Below are 26,845 nucleotides of genomic sequence, written 5' to 3'. Positions count from 1 at the left end.
AGAGACATGACATTAGAAAACTATAAAGATTTACCGGCTGAAATTCCCGTAATAAAAGAAAAAGAGTTAATTTATCCTTTTATGATTATTCCGATTTTTCTTGAAGAAAAAGAGGATATTATAGCTATTCAAAAAGCAATAAACGACCACTCTTTAATCTTCGTCTCAATAAAAGACGAACCCGGAACTTACGGGACTATCGGTACTATTATCAGAAAAGTAACACTCCCTGAAGGCAAAGTAAAAATCCTATTTCAAGGGCTTGCAAGAGGTAAAATTATCGAAATTACCGATAAAAACCCGACAATTGCGATTGTTGATAAAGTAGCAAGCGAACCTGGAGATAAAAAAGAAGTTTCCGCACTTCTTGAAACGCTAAAAGAGCATATTGTTACTTTGAGCGAACTTAATCCGTTTTTTCCAAAAGACTTTATAAAAATTATAGACAGCAATTCAGACGCCGATAGAATAGTAGATATTATTGCAAGTTCTCTAAAACTTCCTATCGAAAAAGGATACGAACTTTTCAAAGAAATAAACACAAAAGAGAGACTTATTAAATTAATTCATTTTATTTTAGAAGAAATTGAATCTATCAAACTAAAAAACGAGCTCTCAAGAAAAGTAATGGAGCAAGTCCAAGAAGCCAATAGAGAACATCTTCTAAAACAACAACTAAAACTTATCCAACAAGAGCTCGGTATGACAAACGAGCTTGAAGAAGAGATAAAAGAGTATAGAGAAAAACTCGAACAATTAAAACCTTGCATGAGAGAAGACGCATATAAAGAGATAAAAAAACAAATCGACCGCTTATCACGTATGCACCCCGATAGTGCCGAAGCTACCACGACTCAAAACTATATCGAATGGGCTTTGGAAGTTCCGTTTTGTAACTATGCAAAAGAAGATTTCAGTATTGAAGAACTTCAAAAAAGGCTTGATAAAGACCATTACGGACTAAAAAAACCAAAAGAGAGAATAGTAGAATATTTTGCGGCAAAAGAGCTTGCTAAGAAAAGAAACGAAGAATTCAGCGGCGCCACTTTATGTTTTGTAGGGCCTCCGGGAGTTGGTAAAACGAGTCTTGCAAATTCGATAGCAAAAGCGCTTGATAGAAACCTTGTTAGAATCGCTCTTGGGGGACTTGAAGACGTAAACGAACTAAGAGGTCACAGAAGAACTTACATCGGAGCAATGCCAGGACGTATTGCTCAGGGAATCATCAACGCAAAAGAGATGAACCCGGTTATGGTACTTGATGAAATAGACAAAATCTCAAGATACAGAGGAGACCCGACAGCCGTACTTCTTGAGATATTAGACCCTGAACAAAATACACATTTTAGGGATTTATATCTGAATTTCGATCTTGATTTAAGCAAAGTACTATTTATCGCAACGGCAAACGACCCGAGCACCATTCCGGCACCTCTTAGAGACAGAATGGAGATGATTTTTATAGGAAGCTACACACCTCAAGAGAAATTCGAAATAGCAAAAAGATACCTTATTCCGCAAGAAGCGAAAAAACATTCTCTTAAAAAAAGCGAAGTCTCTATTAGCGATGCGGCGTTAAGAGAAATAATAGACAAATATACAAAAGAAGCGGGTGTTAGAAACTTAAGAAGAATAATCGCGAAAATTATGAGAAAAGCCGCTCTTGAGATTTTAGAAGGTAAAGAAAAAGTAAAAGTTACGCTCAAAAACTTAAAAGATTATCTCGAAAAAGGCTATTACGGAATCGAAGCCGTAGAGAAAAAAGACAAAGTCGGAGTGGTAAACGGACTTGCATGGACTCCTGTTGGTGGAGACGTACTTAAAGTCGAAGCCGTAAAATATAGAGGAAAAGGCCAAGTTATCTTAACCGGGCAACTCGGAGACGTTATGAAAGAATCGGCTCATATAGCATTTACACTTATCAAAGTCTTAATCGACAACAAAAAAATAAAAGTAAAAGAGAAATCTAAAGAGCCGATTTATTACAAATACAACGTCCATATTCACGTACCTGAGGGAGCGATACCAAAAGACGGACCGAGTGCGGGAATTACGATGGCAACGGCAATTGCAAGTATATTTAGCGAAACAAAAGTAAAATCCGACGTAGCGATGACGGGTGAAATTACTCTAACCGGAGAAGTTTTACCAATCGGCGGGCTTAAAGAAAAACTGATAGCCGCTTATAAAGCTAAAATCAAAAAAGTACTCATACCGGTAAAAAATTATGAAAGAGACCTTGATGACGTTCCTGAGGAAGTAAAAGAAGGGCTTGAAATAGTACCGGTAAAAACTATTGACGAAGTTTTGGACCATGCCCTCGTAAAATAATATTTTTAATCCCTCTTTTTCTTTTTGCTTCTGTTAAAAGCGAAATAATTAACTTTTACAAAAAAACATATCCCAATATTATTATCGAAAAAATAACTGCAAACCCCGCACTTCCGAAACATTATAAAAAAATAAAATTCCTATTAAGCCCGAAACAAAATTCTGGCAGTATCATAATTGACGGCAAATATTATTACATCACTATAAAAGCTGAAATTCCGGTTTTCGTAGCAACTTCCATAATCAGACAAAACTCCCCTATTTTGCCTTATGTAGTAAAAAAAATCGTAAAATTCAGATATTTTTATTCAAAACCTCTTGAAAAAATTTCACCTAACCTCATTGCATCAAAAATAATTTCGAAAAATTCCGTTATCAACGAATCGAATACGAAAATAGCACCTGCCGTTTTAAGAGGAGAGAGAGTAAGCGTCTTGATAAAATCGAAAAACATTACCATATCTTCGAGTGCAAAAGCACTAAGAGACGGAAACATAGGAGATATTATACCTATTGAAATGAACAGAAAAATCTTCAATGCAAAAGTTACCGACAAAGGCGTCGTAACTTTAGAAAATTAACTATTAGCTAAAGGGTCGGCTCCGAAGTCATTGGTGCCTTCTGTACCTTTTTTGAATAAAAGAAAAAGCCCGATAATAAAATTCACAACAGGCACCAACATCAAAAGAGCCCACCAACCACTTCTATTCAAATCGTGAAATCTTTTTACGATAATTGCAAAATTCACCCATATCATAGGAATAACCAAAAGAATAAAAATCATACATATGGAGCTATCTGGATTATTTTTACAAACAAAGTCAGGCGCTAAACTCACCAAAAACAACCCCAACATAACAGCAAAATATTTCAACCTATTTATTCTACCTTTAAACGAAAATAGAAGTTCTAACATAATTTCTCACTTTTTTTAGCAATTATACTTTTAAAATTGGATAAAATCAATAAAGATTAAAAATTTAATATAATCACACAAATATTTAAACGGAGCGAAAATGAAAAAAATATTGGTTTGTATATCGGGCGCAAGCGGAGCAAGTTTGGGGCTGAAACTCTATAGCCTCATTCCTCCCGAATACGAAAGATTCTTAGTTTTAAGCGAACACGCTAAAATAGTACTCGAAAAAGAAGAAAATATTTTTCTAAACGACGACATCGCAGCAGCTCCTGCAAGCGGAAGTTTCGGTATCGACGTAACTTTTATAGTGCCTTGTAGTATGAATACTCTTGCAAAAATCGCTCTTGGAATTGCGGATAATCTTATTACAAGAGCGGCACAAGTTGCGATAAAAGAGAAAAAAAAGCTCATAATCGCGCCTCGTGAGATGCCTTTTAGCGAGATTTATTTGGAACATATGCTAAAATTATCAAAATTACAAAATGTTATAATTGCACCTCCGGTAATAGCCTATTACAACAAACCCGAAACAATAGACGATATAGAAAAATTCTTAATAGGCAAATGGTTTGATTTGGCGGGAATTGACAATAAACTTTTTAAAAGGTGGAAATAGTGTATACAAAAGCCATATATCCTGGAACTTTCGACCCCGTGACAAACGGGCATGTGGATATTATCAAAAGAGCTTGTAAGATTTTTGATAAAATAATAGTAGCAGTCGCTGACAATAAAGACAAAAACACAATGTTTTCTCTTGAAAAAAGAGTGGAAATGATGAAAAAAGCTACAAAAGATTTTCCTAAAATAGAAGTGAAAAGTTTTTCTTCTTTGCTTGTGGATTTTGCAAAAAAAGAAGAAGCGAAGATTATCATAAGAGGTCTGAGGGCTGTGAGTGATTTTGAATACGAACTTCAAATGGGTTACGCAAACAAATCGCTTGATAACGAAATCGATACGATTTATTTAATGCCGAATCTCGATAACGCTTTTATATCTTCAAGCGTTGTGAGAAGTATTTTAAAATACAATGGCGACGTTTCTCATTTGGTACCGAAAGAAATATTAGAGGATTTGAAATGTATATAGCATTAGAAGGTATCGATACGGCGGGTAAATCTACACAAATAGAACTGTTAAAAAAAGAATTCGAAAACGCTGTTTTTATAAAAGAGCCGGGGTTTACCAAATTCGGAGAAAAAATTAGAGAAATAATATTTCATGACGAAATTACTAAAAAAGCCGAGCTTTTTTTGTTTCTTGCAGATAGAGCAGAAACCGTAGAAAAAGTTATAAAGCCGAATTACAACAAATTAATAATAAGCGATAGAAGCGTTATAAGCGGAATAGCTTACGCTATGGAATTTTTCGATTTCGATTTGCTTGTGAATCTAAACAGATTCGCAACGGATGGAATTTTTCCGAATTTCGTATTTATTTTGACACTTGACGAAGAGACTCTAAAATCAAGACTTTCGCAAAAAGAACATGACAATATAGAAAAAAGAGGCATAAAATACCTTCTAAACATCCAACAAAATATGATAGATACTTGCAACAGACTCGAAATCCCTTATCAGCTCATACCAGCAAATTCAACTATCGAAGCTATTAATTTCAGAATAAAAAAGGTGATAAGTGAGTTTGTTTAGTAAGATAAAAAAGGACTTTTTAGCCGTAAAAGATAGAGACCCGGCGTTTAAAAACGGAATAGAACTTTTTTATGCTTATCCCGGGATTTGGGCTCTTGTAAATTACAGAATCGCAAATGCAATCTATAAAAAAGGATTCAAAAGATTTGCAAGATTTATTATGGCCGTAAATCAATTCATAACAAATATCGATATTCACCCTGGAGCAACAATAGGTGAAAACGTCTTTATAGACCACGGAATAGGCGTAGTTATAGGAGAGACGGCAATTGTTGGGAATAACGTAACTATTTACCAAGGCGTAACGCTTGGTGGTGTAAGTCTGAATCCCGGCAAACGCCACCCTACTATCGAAGATGACGTCACAATAGGTGCGGGTGCTAAAATTTTGGGAAATATCACTATAGGAAAAGGTAGTAAAATAGGAGCTAACTCCGTCGTCGTAAAAGACGTACCGCCATATTCGACCGTTGTGGGAATTCCTGGTAAAGTTATAAAAAGAAAAGACTACTCGCCTCTTGCTCACAATAAACTACCCGATATTGAAAAAGAACTTTTCGAATATTTGATGGATAGAATTAAAGTACTTGAAGAAGCAGTGATTAAAGGTGAAAGCGACATTATAGAAAAAGATGAAGAAATAGAAAAAAAATACAGAGACTATTTGGAAGCTTTAAAAGAAAGATAGTTATTATAAAATTCAATAAAATCTTTTTGTGGCATAGGCTTTGCAAAATAAAATCCTTGAATAAACTCGCAACCGTTTTCTTTTAAAAACTCAACTTGTTCCGCCATCTCGACTCCTTCTGCCACTACTCTTTTACCAAGAGAATGAGCCATTGAAATAATTGCTTTTGAAATAGAAATATCCTCTTCATTTTTTGGAAGATCTTTTATAAACGTCCTGTCGATTTTCAATGCAAAAATAGGTAATTTTTTTAAATAAGCCAAAGAAGAATATCCTGTTCCGAAATCATCAATTTCAAATCTTACTCCTATTTTTGTTAATTCTTTCATATTTTTCAATAAAATTTCCAAATTTTCCATCAATACGCTCTCTGTTATTTCCAAAATTATTTTATTTGGGTCAATTTCGTATTTTTCTATTAAAGAAATCACTTCTTTATAAAACCCTAAATGAATCTGTTTAGCTGATACGTTTATAGAAATTGGAATATCAACATTTTGATTTTTTATAAATTTAAAAACTTTATCTAAAACAATAGCACCGACTTCTTTTATTAAACCTCTCTCTTCTAAAATAGGTATAAATTCCCCGGGCGAAACTAACTTATCGTCTTTTTTCCAACGTAATAATGCTTCAGCCATAGCTATTTTATTATTTTGAATATCAATTATAGGCTGATAAAAAACTAAAAAATTATCTTTTTTTATACTCTCTACCAACTCGCTTTCCAAATTAAGATTTTCTAAAGTGGTTTTTTGTAAAGATTCTTCATAAAATTCAATACCTTTACCTCTTTTTTTAGATTCTCTCAATGCCGCTTCTGCAGAGGCAAATAATATTTCTTTCGTTAATCCGTCATCCGGGAAAAATGCTCCTCCTACACTTACGGTAACCAGAAATTTCTTATTTTCTATCTCAAATATATATTCGAAATCTTTTAAGATAGTCTGAATTTTATATATAGCTTCTTCTTTGGTTTTTACACCATATAAAAATAATGCAAATTTATCACCACCCACTCTTGCTAAAATATCTTTTTTTCTTTGAACTTTTTTTAACATATCCGCAATTCTCGAGAGAACAATATCACCGGCCCAAAAACCTACAGTCGAATTTATCGTCTTAAAATTATTAATATCGATTATTAAAAGCGTTCCTTTTTGATTTTTTTCTTTTAACATTTCAAGCAATGATTCTAGTTCTTCAAAAAAATATCTCCGATTAGGAAGAGAAGTCAAAACGTCATAATATGCCAAATAATCAATATCTTCTTTTCTTGATAATGACACTAATCCGAAACCGATATCATGAGCTATTTGTTTTAGAAGATGAATTTCCTCCTCTTCAAACTCTTTTCCTTTATAATAAACAACCAAAACGGCTTTTATATCCTGATGAGTGATAATTGTAGAAAGAGCGTTTTTTTCTTTATAAACTGGAATCATTATTTTATGACAGAACACTTTTTCTTCATTTTGTAAATTATCCTCTTTTAAATACTGATTTTTAATTAATTCATTTATACGAGTAAACGGAATTTCATTGTTTTGAAGGTAATTTTTAAAGTCTTTATTTTCACCATACCATGCTTTCGGTATCAATTTTTCATTTTGTATTTCTCCTATCCAAGCAAAATCAAAATGCCCTTCTTTTACCAAAATCTCGCAGCTAGAAGAATATATATCATTTATATCGATAGCCCTTATTATAAGTTCGTTTATCAAACTCAGAATTTTATACAGTCTTAATAAGTTTTTCAGTTTTAGTTCAATATCTACTTTTTGCTTAATATTTAAAGCTATTAATCGTTTGAAAATCTTATGTCCTACTTCAAACTCTTGGATTTCAATTTCAATAGGTATTAATGCGTTATTTTTTAAAAAAATAATTTTTTGATTATAATCCTCATATATAAAATCATCAATTTTTTTTCCGATTACATCCTCTTTTTTTAAATGAATCCATTTAAGAAAACTCTCATTAACATCAATTATTTCATCTTTTTCGTTTAAAACGATTACGGCTTCTCTAATAGAATTTAAAACATGTTTAAAATTTATGAAAAGTTTTTGCAATATCTCATAAAACTTTTCATAAACTTCCTTTTTTTCTTTGTCGGATAAAGAGGAGGTTTCAAGATAATTTTTGAAAACCTCCTCAAAAAATTTAAAAACTTCATTAGTCATAATTGACCTTTATTAGAATTTGTTTTTCTTAACATTCTCCAACATTTTATCCGCCATATCGTTTACTTCTTCAGCAATAGTATTTACTTCTTCTACCGAATTTTCCATAAGTTTGGTTTTTTCGTTTACATCTTCGATTTTAGCGGTTGCGTTTGCAATTTCGTCAGTTTGTTTTATAATAGCTTCACCGATATTCGTAATCGATTGAGTTAAAAGATTAATATTCGCATCAATTTCGCTTAAGCTTTTTTGAGTTTTTTCAGCCAATTTTCTAACCTCATCCGCAACTACGGCAAACCCTCTTCCGTGTTCGCCGGCTCTTGCGGCTTCGATTGCAGCATTTAACGCTAAAAGATTCGTTTGGTCGGCAATTTCTTGAATAATTCCCACTACGTTTTTAATATCTTGAGATTGGTCGATAACCGTTTTTGTTTGATTTGAAATTTCAAAAATTTCGTTATTTAAATTTTGCATAATATTCGCAACTTCAGATAATTCATAAGAAGCTTCTTTTGCGGCATCTTTTAATGCATGCATTTTTTCTTTTAATACACTTGCAGTTTGTGATAGTATATCTCCGTTTTCTTTATTTACGCTTAAAATATTCACAATAGTATCAAGTACACTGTTTACGGCAAGTTCCACTTTACCGATTGCATTTTGGATTCTTTTCGTAAAATCTTTATGCATTGCACTATCGAGAACTTTTACAGTTTTATTTACGTCTTTTCCGATAATTTTTTCCATAGAATCTTGCATTTCGTTAAATATTACCCTAACCTTTTCAAGGTCCGGATTTGATGCTTGTTCGTAAATTCTACCCTCCAAAACTCCGTTTTTCATTTTTTCAACTTCTCTTACCAGCCCTTGAATCATAGCCGCGTCTTGCATCAAGCCTTCTTCGATTTTTCTAATATTTTCATTAATCACTTTAGCCATCAAGCCTATCTCGTCGTTGGAATCTATTTCTATCTCTTTTGCCTGAGTAGTTTCTCTATTTAAGAATTTAAAGAATTCCAATAATCCTTCTTTAAGTTTTTCAGTTGATTCAACTAAATTTTTAGAAATAAAAAAGCTTAAAGCCGCCACTGCTAAAATAATCAAAATAACAATTGCTACGATAGTATACAAATAGATAGTCATATTATTAACGATATTACTGATTTTTATCAAAATTTCTTTACCTAGTTTATCTATTAGGGCTTTTATTTGATTAATTACCTGAGTAGACAAAGAAATCCATTGTTTCGGATTAAGTCCGCTAAGTTTAACTCCTTTTGTAGAGAGTGTTTTGAATGCCTTAATAGCGGGCGAATCGTTAACTTTTACAATTTTATCAAGTTCGTGAACGTTTAAATGTTCTTGATATCCTTCAACAACAGCAGGTAATCCATTATAATATTTTCCAAAAACGGTTTTTATTTCATTTATCAGTTTCTTTTCTTGTTCGGATTCTCCAAGAGCTTCATATTCTTTTATTTTTTGATTAAGAAGTGCGTATTGTTTATCGAATTTCTCTTTATATTTTTCTTTTCCTCTTAACACGTAATTTTTAAAATTATGAATAAGTCCACCATATCCTACAAGCTCTTTCATTTGAGATACGATATGTTTTTTTTCGTTATAAGAATTAATAATATCTCTAATCTTTTTAATTTGCGAAGTTACAGCTAAAATCTCTTTTGCGATAGTAGGATATTTTTTAATTATATCTTTTTGGTAAGCGATAGCACTATTCCATTTTACAAGTAAATCGTGAGGTAATTTCCCCGTACTAAGCATATACGCGACAATTGCTCTTTCTACACCCATTTTTTCCGTAAGTTTTAATAAATCGAAATATTTTGCAATATCATCAGTTACGCTTTCATCAGCCTGATATTTTAAAATTTCATCCTTAGTATCGATAAAATATCCGTTAATATCGGAATAGTAATCAATGACATCAATTGGAGCTATTTGTAAAGCATCAACTTTTTGTCTTATTGAATTAATCATCGAATATTTTTCGAAAGCTTTTTCGTAATAGTGATATACGTGTTTATCTATTTTTTGTAATTTATATTTTTGAACTTCTCTTTTTAGATTAGCAAAAGCCAAATCTACCTTTTCTCTTTGCTTACTTAATTCTTCTTTAAATTTTTTACCGCCGTTTGCAATATAAGCTATACTATAACCTCTCTCTTTTTGAAGTTCATGAATAGCTTTTGAAGTATGTTTTACGGTAATTTTCATTATATTTTCCAATTTTTTCAATTGAGATAAATTTTGGTAGTTATCATATATCAGATAACTTGCAAAGACCAATAAAAAAAATACCGGCAATGCCACAATCATTAACATCTTCTGTTTAATGCTCAAATTCTTCAACATTTCGTCCCCTTCAAGTAAATTTTAAGCAATATCGGTAGTTTTTAATTTTTATTTAACTTTTTAAAAAAACTTTATATACGATAGAAAATTAATGCTTTTTAGTATATAATTTCCTATAAAAAAGGGTTTGTAATGTTTAGCAAAAGAATTGAAAAGTTAAGCCCCTCATTGACTATCGCAATCTCTCAAAAAGCAAGGGAATTAAAAGCACAAGGTAAAGACGTTTTGGCATTCAGTGCCGGTGAACCTGATTTCGACACTCCCGAAATTATTAAAAAAGCTGCAATTAAAGCAATTGAAGAAGGATTTACGAAATATACTGCCGTTGCCGGAATTCCGGAGCTTCTTGAAGCAATTAAAACCAAACTGAAAAGAGACAACGACCTTGAATATGAAACTGACGAAATCATCGTAAGCAACGGTGCAAAACAATCTCTTTTTAACATCTTCGCATGTCTTATTGACGAAGGCGACGAAGTAATAATCCCTGCACCTTATTGGGTAACATACCCTGAACTTGTAAAATATCACGGCGGTGTACCGGTAAGTATCGAAACGGATGAGAGTACCGGATTTAAAATTACGGCAGAAATGCTAAAAAAAGCTATAACTCCTAAAACTAAAATCCTTATATTAACATCTCCGAGTAATCCAACAGGTGCCGTTTATACTAAAGAAGAGCTTAAAGCACTTGCTGATGTATTAAAAGATACGAATATCTGGGTTGTTAGTGATGAAATGTACGAAAAACTTATTTACGACGGAAAATTCACAGCAACCGCAAGTATTAACGAAGATATGCTAAAAAGAACTATCACCGTTAACGGACTTAGCAAATCTCACGCAATGACCGGGTGGAGATTCGGATATTGTGCAAGCAAAAATAAAGAACTTGTAAAAAACATGATAAAACTTCAATCTCAAAGTACTTCAAACATTAATTCAATCACTCAAAAAGCCGCCATTCCGGCACTTCTTGGAGAAGCGGACGCGGATGTGGAGATGATGAGAAAAGAGTTTGAAAAAAGAAGAAACTTCGTTTATGAAGCGTTTAATAAAATTCCGGGATTATCGGCTGCAAAACCTGCCGGAGCTTTTTATATTTTCGTAAATCACAAAGAAATCATGCCGGAATCTATGAGTTTTGCATTAACTCTTCTTGAAGATAAAGGCGTGGCTGTTGTGCCGGGAGTTGGATTCGGAAGTGAGGGGTATTTTAGATTTTCTTTTGCTACGGATATAGAAACCATAAAAGAAGGAATCAAAAGAATTGAAGAATTCGTAAAGGCTCTTTAATGATTAGACACGTAGTAATTTTCAAAACAAAAGAGGACGCTCCTCTTTTGGAATTTAAAAAAAGAATAGAAAATTTAAAAAATTTTATTCCGGAAATTAAACATATCGAAGTAGGAGTCGATATTAGATATGATAAAAATCCGAGTGATTTTTGTGTAATTACGGAAGTAGAAAATATAAAGGATTTAGATATTTACGCCAAACATCCAAAACATTTAGAAGTTATTGAATTTATAAAACCTTATGTTATTGAAAGACGAGTAGTAGACTATAATGTTTAGACTTAAAATTCTTCTTAAAAACACCGGGGCTTCAAGCGTTATAATAGCCCTTTTGTTTGTAATTTTCGCTATTATAGTAGCAAACGGGTATTTTATAGTTCATTCGCTTAACAAATACACTAAATACGACAGTCTTCTAATCAACAAACTCGGTCAAATAAGAGGAAACATCCAAAGATATACGAAATTCAAGATAATAAAAGACTCTCAAAAATTAAATCAAATTAAAAACAATATTGAATTCGACTTCAAAACAATTAAAATGCTTATTGACAATTTTCCGGAAACTATACCGGAGAAGTATAGAATTAAATTTTATGACATATACACCAACCTTTATTCTTTATGGCAAGATATAGAAGAAACAAAAGAACTAAACGCATTAATTAAAAAATCGGAAAAGGCATGGAAAATAGCCGATAAAATTACTGCCATGATGCAAAATATTTCCGAGAAAAAAATAGAAATAATCTCCAAAAGATTTTCATTGGCTTCAATGCTTGCAGCAGCTTCGATATTAATTTTGATACTTTTCGTTTATAGGGTAATTCGTGTAGGTCTTGAAAGAACATCCATCACCGATTCTCTCACAGGTCTATACAATAGACTCTTTTTCAACGAACAAATCGTATATAATATAGAAAAATACAATCGTTATGGAGAACCTTTTTCTATGATGATGTTTGATATAGATAATTTTAAATTGATAAACGATACATACGGACACAATGAAGGTGATAGAGTTTTAAAAGAAATAGCTCATATTATTAAAAAAACTATAAGAAAAACGGATTTACCTTTTAGATACGGAGGAGAAGAATTCGTAATAATCTTCCCTAAAACAAAAATAACATCGGCAAATATAATAGCACAAAGAATAAAAAAAGAAATTGAAGAAAATATTAACGTTTACGATCATCCGATTACTATCAGTGGAGCTGTAGGAGAATATCAAGACGAAGGAATTTATAAATTCATCCAAAAAATAGACAATAAACTATATGAAGCAAAAAGAACGGGAAAAAATAAAGTTTTGCTTGCAACTTCAAAAACTAAGATTTAGACTCTTTTTTCAATTCTCTAAAAACATAAACCGAAGCGATAATAATAACACCCCCAAGAAGTATCAAACTGCCATAAACCACCTCTTTATGAGCGGCCTCTCCCGCTCCGAAAATATATCCTATCATTATTAAAAACCCGGTCCAGATTAGATTCGCACTGAAAGTCAAAGGAATAAACCAGCGAAGAGGCATATGAGACAGACCTGCGGGAATTGAAATATATTGCCCGAGCCCCGGAGTCAAAGGAGCCAAAAACGCTGAAATTTTTCCGTGCTGATTCCAAAATTTCGTAACTTTTTCGATTACGGGTTTGTCTTTTAAAAACTTATTAACAATCCACTTAGCAAGAAAATAGTTAATAAGAGCCCCGCTCAAACTACCAAGTGCGGCACACACCCAAACAAGATACAAATCCATATCTCCTTTTGCCGCCAAATACCCTGCAGGAAGCAAAACAAGCTCGCTTGGTACGGGAATAAAAGTTCCGACCAAAAGCATATAAAAGTATATTCCGATATATCCTAAAGAATGCGCAAAATTTACCAAAAAATCCACTATTTGCTGAAACATCTTATCCCCTATACATCAAATTCCGCAATTACCGGTACGTGATCGGAAGGTGTCGGTTTTCTTTTTCTTCTTATTGAAGTTAAAATTTCCAAATTTTTAAATTTTTCAAACAGAGGTTTGGTAACAAGAATATAATCAAGCCTTAATCCTTCGTTTTTATAAACCGCCGCACCTCTATAATCATAAAACGTAAATACCTTTTCATTCGGATACTCTTTTCTTATGATATCGACAAATCCGATATCCAAAAACTTGGAAAGTATCGCTTTTTCTTCAGGTAAATGAGTAACTTCTCCCTCCCATATCACTTCATCCCACACATCAAGCTCTGTGTGCGAAATATTAAAATCACCGCAAATAAGTACTTTATCTTTACTTAAATCAAATCTTCTAAGCCATTCGAAAAGCTTATCGTAAAAATACATTTTATATTCGAATCTATCTCCGTAATTATCCCCAAGAGGTGCGTAAATATTGATGATATGCACTCCGTTAATAAGCGTATAGATAAATCTCGGCTCGTTTAATTCTCCCTCAAATCCTTTTTGTGATTCTTCTATAGGAAATTTAGAACAAGTCGCAACTCCGTGAAGTTTTTTTTGGCCGTGAATCACACACTCGAAATCTTTATCAATCAAAGGAAAGTCTTTATTTTCGACTTTTATCTCCTGCATACACAAAACTTCGATATTATAATCGTTTACTAAATTTTGAACAATCTCAAGCCTACTTCTTATCGAATTAACGTTAAACGTGCATATTCTCATTTTATTTCCCCCAAAATACAAAATCAATGCCATTAAACATAATCAATGCTACAATAGCAAACATAAAAATCTTAAATCTCTTTGATTTTATTTCTTTTTTTTCGGGCAAATTAGGAGAAAAAAGAATCAAAGGAGAATTAATATTTTCAATTCTCCAATTAACATTTTTCATTATTATAGTCCCATTTTCCCTGGATTAAGAATTCCGTTCGGGTCGAAAGCTTCTTTTATTCTTTTAAACAGATTAAGCTCGGCTTCACTAAAGGCTATTTTCATAAACGGAGCTTTGCTAAGCCCTATTCCGTGCTCTCCGCTGAGAGTCCCTCCCATATCCACAACGGCTTTAAATATCTCTTCAACGGCCTCATATCCTTTTTTCACTTCTTCTTCGTTACTTCCGTCTACCATTACGTTTACGTGAATATTACCATCTCCCGCATGCCCGAAACACGGCACTACAAGTCCGTATTTTTCACCTATTTGAGTAATAACTCTCAAAGCATCGGGAAGTTTGCTTCTTGGTACGGATATGTCTTCGTTTATTTTTTTACTTCCGTAAATCGTAATAGATTGACTTGCGTTTCTTCTTGCGTACCAAATTTCATTCGCTTCGTTTTCATCACGTGCAACTTTAAACTCTTTACATCCGTTTTCTTTAAAGCTTTTTTCTAAAATTCCAAGCTGATAATTTATCTCTTCTTCTACGTTCCCGTCAACGTCTCCTATCAGCAACGCTCCCGCCCAATCAGGTAAATTCACACCGAGTTTCTCTCTTAGAGCTTTAACAACCAACGAATCCATAAACTCCATAGCAACGGGCATTGCACCGCTTGCAAGAGATTTATAAACCGCATTCATAGCATCTTCTACGTTTTCGAAAATCCCCATATAAGTTTTTTTCATTTTCGGTTTTGGTAGAAGTTTTAGAGTAATTTCGGTAATCACTGCCAAAGTACCCTCACTCGCAATCAAAATCCCGGCTACGTTATACCCCGCTACGTCTTTAATAGTCCTTTTTCCGGCTCTGATTATATCTCCGTTTGGAAGTACGGCTTTTAAGCTCATTACGTAATCTTTTGTAATTCCGTATTTTGCCGCTCTCATACCCCCTGCGTTTTCACTGACGTTTCCGCCGATTGTAGAATAATCCATACTTGCCGGGTCAGGCGGATAAAAAAGTCCTTTTTCTTCAACGGCTTTTTGCAAATGAGCGTTTACAACTCCTGGTTGCACCACAGCAACCATATCTTTTTCATCAATTTCAAGAATTTTATTCATATATTTTTCAACCGCCAAAATAATACCGCCGTTAACAGGCAGTGCACCACCGGTAAAACCGCTTCCGGCACCTCTTGGAATTACAGCGATTTTGTTGTCGTTACAATATTTTAAGATTTTACTAACTTCCTCTTCATCTTTTGGAAAGACAACGGCTTCGGGATAATAATGCTCTTTTGTAGCGTCGTAAGAGTAGGCTCTTAGATGAATTTTATCGGTTTTGATATCTTCTTCGCCTACAATTTTTTTTAGTTCGTCAATATGTTTTTTATCAAGCATCTTAGTCCTTTATAAGCGATTTATAGTATTGTTCGATATTTTTACCTGTAATTTTAAAACTCGGAAAAGTTACGAAAAAGGCTTTATCGTATTTTGCTTTGAAATCGATATCTCTTTTCTTTATAGCATAAAAACTGAAACTGTCAACCTCATATATCTTATCAAGCACGAAAATTATTCTCCCGATATTCATATCGTTACAAAACTTCTCAAAATCTTCTCTTGTAGGCATTTCATCGATAAAAGGAGCGAAAATATCAGGCGAAATAATCGTATTGCCTTTATATAATTGCGCGGTTTTTATATATGCGTTTTGATTCGGCGCGATAATTAATATTCTTCTATAGTTTTTACCCAAAATAATTTTATCTCCCGGTTTAGGTGATACCTTAGGCAGAGCAAAAGCGTCGTTTTTAAGCTCGGTATAGTTATAAAATTTTACGATATTCCCGAAAGCCACGGCTTTTGCGCAGATTATCGGAGTTTTATCATAGGTACAAATCACATCTCCGCTAATACCTTTTTTTATGTAGCTGTCGATTTTTGCATAGTCATTGTTTACGCTTAAGATTTTAACATCGAATGCAAAAGCGAATACCGCTAAAAATAATACAAAAATTATCCTCATTTAATTACCTTTTTGGTAAAATTATATCAAATAAAAGATTAAGGATACGTTATGAAATACGATATTTTGGTAATCGGAAGCGGTATTGCGGGTATGATGGCGGCTATAGAAGCAAAGGAGCTCGGTAGTAACGTAGCGATTGTAATGAAAAAATCTCCTATGGCAAACAACTCTTTTATGGCAAAAGGAGGAATCAACGCCGCACTAAATAATATGGGAGACGGCGATTCTATAGAACACCATATCCAAGATACTCTAAAAGCCGGAATGGGACTTGCCGAAGAAGAAGCTGTCAGAATCTTTTGCGAACAAGCCCCTCAAATCGTTAGAGAACTTCACAGAAAATTTAAAGTGCCTTTTACCACACTGCCTGACGGAAGACTCGCGCAAAGACCTTTTGGAGGTACTAAATTCAAAAGAACGGTATTCGCCGCAGATGCAACGGGACCTGCGATTATGAAAGCGCTAAATAAAGCACTTAACGACTTAAATATCGATACGATAAAAAACCACTTCGCACTCAATCTTTTGATAAACGACGGAAAAATAGCCGGAGCGACTTTCGTAGATGAAAAAGGTGAATTAAAAGTCATTCAGGCAAAAGCGGTTATAGTGGCGACAGGTGGTTTTGCCGGATTATACAGAGGTCACACCACAAATATAACCGACGCAACGGGAGACGGAATTGCAATGGGACTAAGAGCCGGGCTTGAAGCTATGGATATGGAATTCGTTCAATTCCACCCGACAGGTCTTGAAGGCACTAATTACCTAATAAGCGAAGCGGCAAGAGGTGAAGGCGGAAAACTAATAAACAGCGACGGAAAAGAGTTCGTAGATGAATTAAATACCCGTGATTTCGTGACTCGTGCAATTGTCAAACAACTCCAAAAAGGAAAAAAAGTCTATTTAGACCTAACTGACATCCCTGAAGAAATAATTAACACAAAACTTATAAATCTCAAAAAAAGAGTAAAATCTCTAAAAGGCATCGATATCTCAAAAGAACCTATTCCAATCACTCCGCTTGCTCACTACACCATGGGCGGAATCAAAACCGACACTTACTGCTTTACAGATATCGAGGGGCTTTTTTATGCCGGGGAAGCCGGAAACAACGGAGTAAACGGAGCAAATCGTCTTGGTGGAAACTCTCTTAGTGAGGGTGCGGTATTCGGAAGAATAGCAGGATATCAAGCTGTAAAATATTCTCATAGACAACAAACTCAAATAGAGCCTAAAAAAGAAGATATTCAAAAAGACAAAGAACTTATCGAAACTCTAAAAAATACAAAAATAGACGCCAAAAAAATAAAAGACGAAATCGGTGAGATTTTATTTAATAAACTCGGAATTTTAAGAAACGGATACGCTATAAAAAAAGCGTTGGATAAATTTGAAGATATTAAACGCGAAATGAGCCAAAACCACGAAAACGATTCATCTCTAAACGAAAAAATAGAGTGCTTAAATGCTCTTGATATTGCAAAAGTACTTGCAAAATCTGCACTTTACAGAGAAGAGAGCAGAGGCGCTCACTTTAGAATGGATTACCCGGAAAGCGACCACGCATTCTTACATCACACACTGGAAAAACTCGACTAAAAGCCGAATTTTTCCACTTTTTCCACTATCAACTCTTCAATTAACGCAGGTTTAGCAAGAAAATATCCTTGAGCCAAATTAATTCCGGCTTTTTTAATTTCGTTTAAAATCTCTTCACTCTCGACATATTCAGCAACACTTAATAAATTAAGCTCTTTTGCCATATTCGAAATTACGTTTATTATTTTTTTGTTATATTCGTCATCGATGTTTTTTATTAAACTTCCGTCGATTTTCAATACTTTTAAAATACCTTTTTTCACCAAATCCACAACACTTTGCAAAGATGTATATCCCGTACCGAAATCATCCACAGCAAAAAAGAGATTATATTTTTGATTAAGCTCAAATAAAATTTCTACGTTATCGACAAATTTTTGCTCTGTTAATTCAAGCAAAAGTCCGACTTGAATATTATCGATAAGCTTTTCGAGTTTTTCCAAATACTCTTCGTTAAGCAAAGAATTAAAACTGACGTTTACGAAAATTTTATCGGTAATTTGTTTGATTTTTTCTTTGTCTTCTATAAGTTTTCTCAATACCGCCAAATCCAGCTTTTCAATTAGATTCATCGAATATACCTCATCGATAAAAAGCCCGGCCGGTATTAGTTTGTCTTCATCTACAATCCGAGCCAATACTTCTAAAGAGTAGATTTTGTTTGTCTGGATATCGAAAATAGGATGATAAGCAAGTTTTAATTCAGCGTTTTCTATTTTACTTTTGATAAATTTCGAATCGTATCTGTTTTTAAGCCATGATTTTAACATCTCTTTTGAGTAGTGATTGATTACAAGAAGTTTATTACATTTACTCTGTTTAGCTTTATTTTTGAGATGATTTAAAATCATTATCATTTCGTCTTTTTTGATATCGAAATACTCCTCTATCTCAAGTCCTGCGATTATAGGAGTAAATTCTATTTTGTTTTCATCAAGAATTACGGGCTCTTTAATTATTTCGATGATATTATCGATCATTTTTTTGTATTCGTCATACGAATAATCGATATTGAGCATATAAAAATTTGAAGTCATCCCTTTTACGACCAAACTTCTTGCCTGGTCTTTTTCGAAAAATCTATGAAGCCGCTTTTCTATTACTTCAAGAGCTTTAGTAATAGTCTCTTCTCCGTAGATAGAATTTAGGCTTTTTAAACTTTTCATATCGATTAACGTCACAAACTCTTTTTTATTTGTTTTATATATCTCTATAAGTTTAAAAAAGCTTACTTCCAAATTTGAATAAGTTATAAAATAAAGTTCTCCTATTATGCCCTTAAATTTTAAAATCTGCTCTTTCAAATCCTTAAAAATCATATACGCTTCGCTATATGCGCCTTTTGCATAATAAAGATAAAAAGTATTTGCGAGTTTGTGTAAAAGCGAATGCAAATCATGCAAATACATACACAAATTCACATCGATACAAACCATCAAAGATTCCGGATAGTTCAGATACTCTTCAAACTTACATTCACTCGCGGCAATCAAAGGAAACTTCGAAATATCGTCTTCGCTTATACTTTCGATAATACTCTCTACCCAAGAGATATGAGATTTAAACAACAAGTAATCCTCAAAATAGGAATTTCTAAGTTTTTTGAGTGTAACGATATCTTTTTTCAGATAAACTTTTGCCGTTAAATTTATAAATTTATCGAAATATTCGGAAAATTCGATAATCGTCTCTTTATCAACACCCTCTTTATCAAGAGCGATTATCACCTCTTTTCTTATATAATTCAAACTCCTAACGACAATAGCATAAGGAATTTTCAAATCTTTATAAAACTGCATACATTTTTTTTCGTCCAATATGTTTTTTTGAAAATCGTAAAGATATTCTTGAATTAATTTTTCTTGAAGTGAAAGCAGTTTATCAAGTTCTTCTTCCGTTTTTACAAATTCATAAATCGTTTTATCGTTTTTTATTTGGATTTTTACTTCTTGAAGAATAGTAGGAAGATGATTTTTAATCGAATCGACATAACGCATTTTAGCCCCTTTCTTATATTAATTATAGCAAAAAGGGGCGAGGAAGTTATACCTGCTCCACTTTGATTTTATCGGTATTGAGCTCTTTTTTTAGCATATCTTCAATTGCCAAAAGAGTCATTCCGCCGCTGGCGCAGGTACTGCATGCCCCTAAATACCTAATATATACTTTTAATACCCCGTCCTCTTCTCTTACGTCTATGAGCTCCAAACTTCCGCCGTCCATTGCAAGCATAGGTTTGATTTTTTTATCCAAAATCTCTTCAATCGTTTTGATTTTTTTAATAAGGCTCATATTATCAAAATCGTCTGTCGTAACACTTTCTTTAATTTTTTCTTTTTTCATCTGCTCTTGGACTTCTTTAATGATATCTACAAGATAAACGTCTCTTTCTTCATGACCTCCCGGGGCTACGCAGCTTTTACAATATTTTCCGGCATCAGTGTATTTTTGAAGCTCTTCTACCGTTTTTACGTTATATTTTCTGACAATCTCTTCAATTTCTCCTCTTGTTACCCTCGCACACTCACAAACGATTTCGTTATTTTTAAGTTCATCGACTTTTTTTCCTTTATATTTGGCAGCCGCTTCCATAATAACATCATAAGCCATCACGCTACAATGCATTTTTTGAGGCGGAAACGCAGGTTTGTCCGGCTCGTCTCTTAGTGCTTTTTCAACATCAAGATTTGTAACTTTCATCGCTTCATCAACCGTTTTTCCGATAGTAAGCTCGGTCATAACATCACTTGAAGCTATAGCGGTACCGCATCCGAAACTTTTAAATCTCGCATCGATAATTTTGTCCGTTTTCGGGTCTACAAGCCAATAAAGCCTAACGGCATCACCGCAAGCCTCACTACCGAAATCCGCAACTACAAGCTTCGCACCTCTTTTTTTAGCATCCTCTTCAGTAAATTCACCTAAAAATTTAGGATTATTCATTCTCTCGATTACTTTATTAGAATATTGCTCCCATACGTTTCCCGTTATTAAATCGTTTCTTCCCATTTCAGCTCCTTAAATTTTATTATTCACCAACATTCCCTAACACCTAACACCTTTCACCTCTTACCTATCACCCATTACCTATCACTCGGCTTAACCTTCGCATATGTCATAGAAATATCTCTAAGTCTCTTAACGATTTTAGGCAACACTTCTATTACGTAATCAATCTCTTTTTCGGTAGTAAATCTGCTAAGAGAAAAAATAATCCCCGTATGAGCTATTTCAGGGTCCTCTCCAAGCGCTTCTAAAACTTCGCTTCCCTCAAGTCTTTCGCTACTACAACTACTCCCCGTCGCCGCGTAGATTTTATGCATATTCAAATCCCATAGCATCGCTTCACCCTCTATTCCTCTAAAAGAAGCGACAACGGTATTCGGGAGTCTGTATTTTTTATCCACATATGTTTTGGTATCCGGAATTTTCAATATCGCTTCTTCGAGTTTGTCTCTAAGTTTTGCCACTCTGTCATACATTTCATCAAGATGTTCGTTTGCAAGTTTTACGGCCTCAGCCATTGCGATTATCCCGTTAAGATATACACTGCCTCCTCTTTTACCTCCCATTTGATTACCGCCGTGAATCAAATTAACAAAAGGCGCGCCCTCTCTTACATAAAAACCCCCGACTCCTTTTGGTCCGTGAAACTTATGAGCGCTAAAAGTAAAATAATCCACCCCTAATTCTCTTACGTTTATTTTGGCTTTTCCGATAGCTTGAGCTCCGTCGCAGTGAAAAGGTATGCCGTATTTTCTTGCAATTTGGCTTATTTCTTTAATCGGCTGAATAGCTCCGCTTTCGTTTGAAGCAAAAAGCACACTGATAAGAGCCGTATCCTCTCTTATTGCATTTTCGATATCTTTTGGATTCACTCTTCCGTTTTCGTCGGTGTAGATGTATGTCACTTCCATTCCGTGGGTTTTGGCATAAGCACAAGTGGCTTTGATAGAAGAGTGTTCCGCCACGGTTGTTATGATATGTTTTTTACCGCTGCCTTTTAAGTACGAATCAAGAAAAGTTTTAATAACCGTATTATTCCCCTCTGTCGTAGAAGAAGTGATAATAATATCGTCTTCATCACTCGCTCCTATTCCCGGATACAAAATATCATAAGCTTCGTTTAGTTTTTTTCTCGCTTCGATTCCCAAATCATAGATTACGTTTATATTTCCGAAGTATTTAGTAGCGTCACAATAGACCTCTTTTACTCTCTCATCCATAGGTGTTGTAGAGTTGTTATCAAGATAAACCATCTCCTCTCCTTATAAGTTTTACTTATTTTACTCAAAGGAGAAGAGATTAAATTTGACTTATATCAAGAAATTAAGATTTTTTTAGAAGTCTTGAAAGAAGACCTTGAAGTTTCAGCCATGTTTTATGAGGCATAAGCGGAAATCCGCTATAAACACCCGGTTCTTTTATACTTTTCGTAACTCCGCCTCTTGCGGCTATGGTAGTAAAAGGAGCTATTTCGAGATGACCGGCGGTTGCGCTTTGTCCTCCCATAACGACGTTTCTTCCGAGTTTTGTAGAGCCTGAGAGTCCTACTTGCGAAACCAAAATTGAATATTCGCCTATTTCGCAGTTATGCCCGATTTGCACCAAATTATCGATTTTCGAACCTTTTTTGATTTTAGTCTCACCGAAAACCGCCCTATCGACAGTCGTATTGGCTCCGATTTCCACATCGTCTTCTATAACCACTCTACCTAAATGATAAATTTTAACATGCTCCCCCGTTTTCATATGAGCATACCCAAATCCGTCGCTTCCTATTACGCTTCCTGCGTGAATCGTTACGTTTTTTCCGATTTTGGTATCTCTATAAATAGTAACGTTCGGATAAATAACACTTCCCTCATCAATCTCTACGTTCGGTCCTATTACGGCATTTGGCATAATAATTACGTTTTTACCGATTTTCGCGCCTTTTCCTATTCTTACGCTCGGGTCTATTTTCGCGCTTTCATTGGCTTTATAACCTCCGTCAACCCAAGGGTCTTTGACAAAATAGCGAGTCAAAAGAGCAAGTTTCAAATAAGGCTCTGGAGTAATCAAAGCGATTACGTCTTTTGGTAACTTATCAGCATCTTCTTTTCTTATTAAAACGGCCGCCGCTTTCGTATCTTTTAGATACTTTTCATATTTCGGATTTTCAAGAAAACTTATCTCTTTTTTGTTTGCGTCTTGGAGGGTATTAATCCCTTCTATTTCGATATCTTGTTTAATATCGCACTCAAGATTTAATTTTTCGCAAATTTCGCTTAATTTCATTGTTTTCACCTCTTTTTTGTTATGACACTTATCTTTCAATTACGCTTACCCCGCTTCTTACGATTTCCACGTTATTGTATTTAGCTTGAATGGCTTTTAAAAAGTTATCTATTCTATTTGGTCTATCCACTACGCTTACTACGATATGTTTATCGTTAACATTACTGATTTTTCCGTTGTAACATCTTGCGATAGCATCGATATCGGCAAGATTATCTTTTACTTGTTTTAGCGGGAATTTCACCATCGCCATCTCTTTTTCGATAAAATCATCACTCTCAATAACTTTATAAACCGGTATCAACTTATAAAGCTGCTTTACGATTTGTTCGAAAATCTTAGGGTCTCCGTCACTCATAATCGTCATTCTGCTAAATTCGCTGTTTGGAATCGGCGCTACAGTTAAAGAGGTGATGTTATATCCTCTTGCGGCAAACATATTAACGATTCTTGCAAGCGCTCCGTGTTCGTTTTCTACGATTACAGATATTATTCTTTTCATTTGTCTTCCTTAAATACAAGCATATTTTTTAGAGGCGAATTAGGCGGTACCATAGGTAATACATCTTCGCGTCTGTCTACTTGCACGTCGATAATCGCAACTTTTTTACTATCAAGCGCTTTTTTCAAAGCTTCTTCAAATTCGGCTTTTGTTTTTACTCTAAATCCAATACCTCCCATACTTTCGGCAAGTTTTACAAAATCAGGCTGAACGTCGCTAAGGTCCGTTTCGCTTAATCTGTCGTCATAAAACATCGTTTGCCATTGTCTAACCATTCCTAAATAGTTGTTGTTTAAAATAATATTGATTACGGGAAGTTTATATTTATAACCGGTGAGAACTTCCTGAATATTCATCATAATACTTCCGTCTCCCGTAAAGTTGATAACCGTTCTATCCTTAACTCCCTCTTTTGCTCCGAGTGCAGCCGGAAAACCGAATCCCATAGTCCCAAGACCGCCGCTTGTTAAAAGTTGTCTCGGATATGTAAACGGATAAAACTGAGCCGTCCACATCTGATGTTGTCCCACATCCGTAGAAATTACGGCATCCTCAGGTGCGATTTCACCAGTTTTTTGAATAACCCATTGAGGTTTTATCACACTATCGTCGTCTTTATAAGTTAGAGGATAAAGTTCTTGATATCTATTTAAAATCTCTCTCCACTCTTCGTATCTATCGGTATCGAGCCCGTCAAGAATAAACGGCATCATCTCTTCTAAAACAAGTTTCAAATCACCGACTATCGGATATTTCGTAGGCACTACTTTTCCGATTTGAGATGGGTCTATATCGATATGAACGATATCGGCGTTTTTAGCGAATTCGTCAATTTTTCCGGTAACTCTGTCATCAAATCTCGCACCGAGAGAAATAATCAAATCCGCATCGTTCATAGCCATATTAGCGGCATAACTTCCGTGCATTCCAACCATTCCCATTAAATAAGGACAGTCGTATCTTAAAACGCCTCTTGCCATAAGTGTCTCGACAGCAGGGATTTTCGTCAGTTTTACAAGCTCTCTTACAAGCTGATAAGCTCCGCTTAAAACCGCTCCTCCTCCGATATAAAATACCGGTCTTTTAGCTTTTTTGATAGCTTCTGCGGCTCTTTTGATAGCTCTTACGTTACCTTTATATGTAGGTTTATAGGTTTTCAGCTCTATTTTTTCAGGATATTCGAATTTTGTTTTTGCAACCGTTACGTCTTTTGGAATATCGATATGCACAGGTCCAGGTCTTCCGCTTTTTGCAAGATAAAACGCTTCTTTTATAATATATGCCAAATCGTCAACGTTTTTTACTAAAAAGTTGTGTTTGGTAATAGGACGAGTAACTCCCACAGCGTCAACTTCTTGGAAAGCATCCGTTCCGATTGCGAATGTAGGAACCTGCCCTGAGATTACGACCATAGGAATAGAATCGGTATATGCGGTTGCGATTCCCGTTACGGCGTTAGTCAGCCCCGGACCGCTTGTTACCATAGCCACACCGACTTTTCCGGTAGCTCTTGCATACCCGTCGGCCATATGTACGGCGCCTTGTTCGTGTTTTGTCAGGATATGTTTGAATTTGTCTTGTTTGTAGATTTCATCGTATACATTCATAATAGCCCCGCCGGGATAACCGAAAACAACCTCAACATTTTCTTTAATCAAACTCTCGATAACAATTTGAGCACCGGTTAATTTCATTCAAAAACCTTTTTGTCGCAATTATAACAAAAAATAATTTCCAAAAACTCCTATTTTTATGTTAAAATTTAAGCAATCGACTACTTTCAACCCTACAAAACGAAATTCAACCGCAAAACCTACGGCCGTATGTTTTAAAAATCGAAAAAAATCACGTAAAAGGACGTATCATGAGCAAATTTGACGAAAAATTAGAGCTTTATTCTAAAAAACTTAAAGAAATAGAGCCGAATTTCGACGCGGAACTTCTTAGAAAAGTTACTAAAGGATTAGGACCTTCAATTTACAAACTCGACGCTGAAGCTATCGCTTGTACTGACAAAAAAGAGACTGAAAGAGTAAGAGAAAACTTCTTAAAGAAAAAATTGGGTCTTAAAAAATCTGACGAAGAACTTGATAAAGCTATTCAAGAAGTTTGCGAAAAATTCGGAAGAAGCAAAAAATATAGAGCGATTGTGTATTATCTTCTAACTAAAAAATTCAAAAAAGAAGACGTTTACGCATAAGAGGCTTAGGCCTCTTTGCATGCGCTTATCGCAACACCTTCTCTAACACCGTCATCACACACCACGCACTCTTTGTATTTTGTAATTTTGAATATTTCTCTAAAAATCATAATCCCGCTTACAATCAAATCACCTCTACCGACACCTACAAGCTCTTCACGTTTTTTCATCTCCATTTTCATAAGCTTCTCAAGCCAATAATCCAAATCTTCAGGAGTTACGATTGTCCCGTTTATTCTTTTAGGGTCGTAAGTTTTATAATTCATACCTTTTTTCAAAGCGGCGATTGATGTAGGAGTCCCGCTGCTTGCCGTGAAAATTTTCGGTTTTCTATACGTATTAAACGCCAAATCGATAAAATCTTTAAATTTTGCAACCTCTTTTTTTACTGCAAATTTAATAGCGTCGGGAGTTTTGTATTTTTGAGTAAACGTAACGATTCCTATTTTATAGCTTTGAGAAAGAATCGTATCTTTGTGTTTTAAAATAAGCTCGGTACTGCCTCCTCCGATATCGACTAAGAAAAACTCTTTTGCGTCATATCCGCATTTATTTAGGCAATTTTCAACCGCAATAGTGGTATATGTAGCCTCTTCTTCGGGAGTTATCACTCTAAATTCAACACCGGTAGCTTCTTTTACTTTTTTGATAACCTCATTAGCATTTTTCGCAAGTCTCAACGCTTCGGTAGCTACCGCTACGATTTTATCGTTAAAATCCATTTTTTCTTTTGCTTCGTTAATAGCCTGAATAATTCTCTCAATTGCCTCATCAGAAATCACTTTCGTTTGAATTAGTTTATCTGCTGTTTTGATTATTTTTTCGAATTCGGCAATTTTTTCGTTTGTTTTACAATCCCATTTTACTATTCTTATGGTATTGCTTCCTAAATCAATAGCTATCATAAAATTTCGCTCCTTTTTTTAATTTTTCTATTCCTACCACA

The 26,845-nt window shown here is 34.5% G+C and carries 25 protein-coding genes; 11 read left to right on the top strand and 14 right to left on the bottom strand.

Annotated features, from left to right (window positions below; translation table 11 throughout):
* Nucleotides 1–6 precede the first annotated feature (6 nt).
* On the top strand, nt 7–2,331 hold the full coding sequence (lon, locus tag EDC58_RS01235) for an endopeptidase La (protein WP_123351683.1): 2,325 nt from the start codon (nt 7–9) through the stop codon (nt 2,329–2,331).
* Nucleotides 2,328–2,912, top strand: coding sequence for a flagellar basal body P-ring formation chaperone FlgA (flgA, locus tag EDC58_RS10375; RefSeq protein WP_123351682.1), 585 nt, complete (start codon nt 2,328–2,330; stop codon nt 2,910–2,912). The genes lon and flgA overlap by 4 nt, the downstream gene beginning before the upstream one ends.
* On the opposite strand, the gene EDC58_RS01225 is transcribed toward flgA, so the two are convergent.
* Nucleotides 2,909–3,247: a DUF805 domain-containing protein gene (locus EDC58_RS01225; RefSeq protein ID WP_123351681.1), complete on the bottom strand. Its 339-nt coding sequence runs from the start codon at nt 3,245–3,247 to the stop codon at nt 2,909–2,911. The genes flgA and EDC58_RS01225 overlap by 4 nt on opposite strands.
* Nucleotides 3,248–3,347: 100 nt before the next feature.
* Here EDC58_RS01225 and EDC58_RS01220 point away from each other — a divergent pair, with 100 nt between their 5' ends.
* The 4 genes from EDC58_RS01220 to cysE are packed head-to-tail and all read left to right on the top strand — an operon-like array spanning nt 3,348 to nt 5,590.
* A complete protein-coding gene (locus EDC58_RS01220; protein WP_123351680.1) occupies nt 3,348–3,866 on the top strand; it encodes a UbiX family flavin prenyltransferase in 519 nt (172 codons plus the stop codon).
* Nucleotides 3,866–4,339 (top strand): pantetheine-phosphate adenylyltransferase, encoded by a 474-nt coding sequence (coaD, locus tag EDC58_RS01215; protein ID WP_123351679.1) that lies wholly within the window; start codon nt 3,866–3,868, stop codon nt 4,337–4,339. The genes EDC58_RS01220 and coaD overlap by 1 nt, the downstream gene beginning before the upstream one ends.
* A complete protein-coding gene (gene tmk / locus EDC58_RS01210; RefSeq protein ID WP_123351678.1) occupies nt 4,330–4,902 on the top strand; it encodes a dTMP kinase in 573 nt (190 codons plus the stop codon). The genes coaD and tmk overlap by 10 nt, the downstream gene beginning before the upstream one ends.
* Complete coding sequence (cysE, locus tag EDC58_RS01205) at nt 4,889–5,590, top strand: serine O-acetyltransferase (RefSeq protein ID WP_123351677.1); 702 nt, start codon at nt 4,889–4,891, stop codon at nt 5,588–5,590. The genes tmk and cysE overlap by 14 nt, the downstream gene beginning before the upstream one ends.
* On the opposite strand, the gene EDC58_RS01200 is transcribed toward cysE, so the two are convergent.
* Both EDC58_RS01200 and EDC58_RS01195 read right to left on the bottom strand, forming a co-directional pair.
* Nucleotides 5,563–7,776, bottom strand: a complete 2,214-nt coding sequence (locus tag EDC58_RS01200) for a sensor domain-containing protein (RefSeq protein ID WP_123351676.1) — start codon at nt 7,774–7,776, stop codon at nt 5,563–5,565. The two genes, cysE and EDC58_RS01200, sit on opposite strands and share 28 nt — an antisense overlap.
* A 12-nt stretch (nt 7,777–7,788) precedes the next feature.
* Entirely contained in the window at nt 7,789–10,149 is a 2,361-nt protein-coding gene (locus EDC58_RS01195; protein ID WP_123351675.1) for a methyl-accepting chemotaxis protein, read from the bottom strand.
* A 132-nt stretch (nt 10,150–10,281) separates the two neighbouring features.
* Here EDC58_RS01195 and EDC58_RS01190 point away from each other — a divergent pair, with 132 nt between their 5' ends.
* Genes EDC58_RS01190 through EDC58_RS01180 form a run of 3 tightly spaced genes read left to right on the top strand, consistent with a single transcriptional unit; the run spans nt 10,282 to nt 12,789 of the window.
* Nucleotides 10,282–11,445, top strand: coding sequence for a pyridoxal phosphate-dependent aminotransferase (locus EDC58_RS01190; protein WP_123351674.1), 1,164 nt, complete (start codon nt 10,282–10,284; stop codon nt 11,443–11,445).
* A complete protein-coding gene (locus EDC58_RS01185; protein WP_123351673.1) occupies nt 11,445–11,726 on the top strand; it encodes a Dabb family protein in 282 nt (93 codons plus the stop codon). The genes EDC58_RS01190 and EDC58_RS01185 overlap by 1 nt, the downstream gene beginning before the upstream one ends.
* Nucleotides 11,719–12,789 carry a GGDEF domain-containing protein gene (locus EDC58_RS01180; protein ID WP_123351672.1) on the top strand — a complete coding sequence of 357 codons (1,071 nt, stop codon included), beginning with the start codon at nt 11,719–11,721 and terminating at the stop codon, nt 12,787–12,789. The genes EDC58_RS01185 and EDC58_RS01180 overlap by 8 nt, the downstream gene beginning before the upstream one ends.
* Here EDC58_RS01180 and EDC58_RS01175 read toward each other — a convergent pair.
* The 4 genes from EDC58_RS01175 to EDC58_RS01160 form a co-directional block, all read right to left on the bottom strand.
* Nucleotides 12,779–13,360: a DedA family protein gene (locus tag EDC58_RS01175; RefSeq protein ID WP_123351671.1), complete on the bottom strand. Its 582-nt coding sequence runs from the start codon at nt 13,358–13,360 to the stop codon at nt 12,779–12,781. The genes EDC58_RS01180 and EDC58_RS01175 overlap by 11 nt on opposite strands.
* 8 nt (nt 13,361–13,368) lie before the next feature.
* A complete protein-coding gene (xth, locus tag EDC58_RS01170) occupies nt 13,369–14,127 on the bottom strand; it encodes an exodeoxyribonuclease III (RefSeq protein WP_123351670.1) in 759 nt (252 codons plus the stop codon).
* A 174-nt stretch (nt 14,128–14,301) separates the two neighbouring features.
* Nucleotides 14,302–15,684, bottom strand: a complete 1,383-nt coding sequence (locus EDC58_RS01165) for an FAD-binding oxidoreductase (RefSeq protein WP_123351669.1) — start codon at nt 15,682–15,684, stop codon at nt 14,302–14,304.
* A gap of 1 nt (nt 15,685) precedes the next feature.
* Nucleotides 15,686–16,312, bottom strand: a complete 627-nt coding sequence (locus EDC58_RS01160; protein ID WP_123351668.1) for a plasminogen-binding N-terminal domain-containing protein — start codon at nt 16,310–16,312, stop codon at nt 15,686–15,688.
* 51 nt (nt 16,313–16,363) lie between these two features.
* Here EDC58_RS01160 and EDC58_RS01155 point away from each other — a divergent pair, with 51 nt between their 5' ends.
* A complete protein-coding gene (locus EDC58_RS01155; RefSeq protein WP_123351667.1) occupies nt 16,364–17,917 on the top strand; it encodes an L-aspartate oxidase in 1,554 nt (517 codons plus the stop codon).
* On the opposite strand, the gene EDC58_RS01150 is transcribed toward EDC58_RS01155, so the two are convergent.
* From EDC58_RS01150 to EDC58_RS01125, 6 genes are all read right to left on the bottom strand, one after another.
* Nucleotides 17,914–19,914, bottom strand: coding sequence for an EAL domain-containing protein (locus EDC58_RS01150; RefSeq protein ID WP_123351666.1), 2,001 nt, complete (start codon nt 19,912–19,914; stop codon nt 17,914–17,916). The genes EDC58_RS01155 and EDC58_RS01150 overlap by 4 nt on opposite strands.
* Before the next feature lie 46 nt (nt 19,915–19,960).
* Nucleotides 19,961–20,926 (bottom strand): iron-sulfur cluster assembly scaffold protein, encoded by a 966-nt coding sequence (locus EDC58_RS01145; protein ID WP_123351665.1) that lies wholly within the window; start codon nt 20,924–20,926, stop codon nt 19,961–19,963.
* A gap of 74 nt (nt 20,927–21,000) precedes the next feature.
* A complete protein-coding gene (locus EDC58_RS01140) occupies nt 21,001–22,176 on the bottom strand; it encodes a cysteine desulfurase family protein (protein ID WP_123351664.1) in 1,176 nt (391 codons plus the stop codon).
* Nucleotides 22,177–22,246: 70 nt separating this feature from the next.
* Nucleotides 22,247–23,197 carry a UDP-3-O-(3-hydroxymyristoyl)glucosamine N-acyltransferase gene (lpxD, locus tag EDC58_RS01135; protein ID WP_123351663.1) on the bottom strand — a complete coding sequence of 317 codons (951 nt, stop codon included), beginning with the start codon at nt 23,195–23,197 and terminating at the stop codon, nt 22,247–22,249.
* Nucleotides 23,198–23,225: 28 nt separating this feature from the next.
* Entirely contained in the window at nt 23,226–23,699 is a 474-nt protein-coding gene (gene ilvN / locus EDC58_RS01130) for an acetolactate synthase small subunit (RefSeq protein WP_123351662.1), read from the bottom strand.
* Nucleotides 23,696–25,393 carry an acetolactate synthase large subunit gene (locus EDC58_RS01125; protein ID WP_123351661.1) on the bottom strand — a complete coding sequence of 566 codons (1,698 nt, stop codon included), beginning with the start codon at nt 25,391–25,393 and terminating at the stop codon, nt 23,696–23,698. The genes ilvN and EDC58_RS01125 overlap by 4 nt, the downstream gene beginning before the upstream one ends.
* A gap of 170 nt (nt 25,394–25,563) precedes the next feature.
* Between EDC58_RS01125 and EDC58_RS01120 the strand changes: the two genes are divergently transcribed.
* A complete protein-coding gene (locus EDC58_RS01120) occupies nt 25,564–25,899 on the top strand; it encodes a DUF2853 family protein (RefSeq protein WP_123351660.1) in 336 nt (111 codons plus the stop codon).
* Between the two features lie 5 nt (nt 25,900–25,904).
* On the opposite strand, the gene EDC58_RS01115 is transcribed toward EDC58_RS01120, so the two are convergent.
* Complete coding sequence (locus tag EDC58_RS01115; RefSeq protein ID WP_123351659.1) at nt 25,905–26,804, bottom strand: Ppx/GppA phosphatase family protein; 900 nt, start codon at nt 26,802–26,804, stop codon at nt 25,905–25,907.
* Between the last annotated feature and the right edge of the window lie 41 nt (nt 26,805–26,845).

This window comes from Caminibacter pacificus, assembly GCF_003752135.1.
Classification (GTDB): domain Bacteria; phylum Campylobacterota; class Campylobacteria; order Campylobacterales; family Nautiliaceae; genus Caminibacter; species Caminibacter pacificus.
Note: the sequence above shows the minus strand (reverse complement) of the source record. Positions and strands in the feature narration are given on the sequence as shown.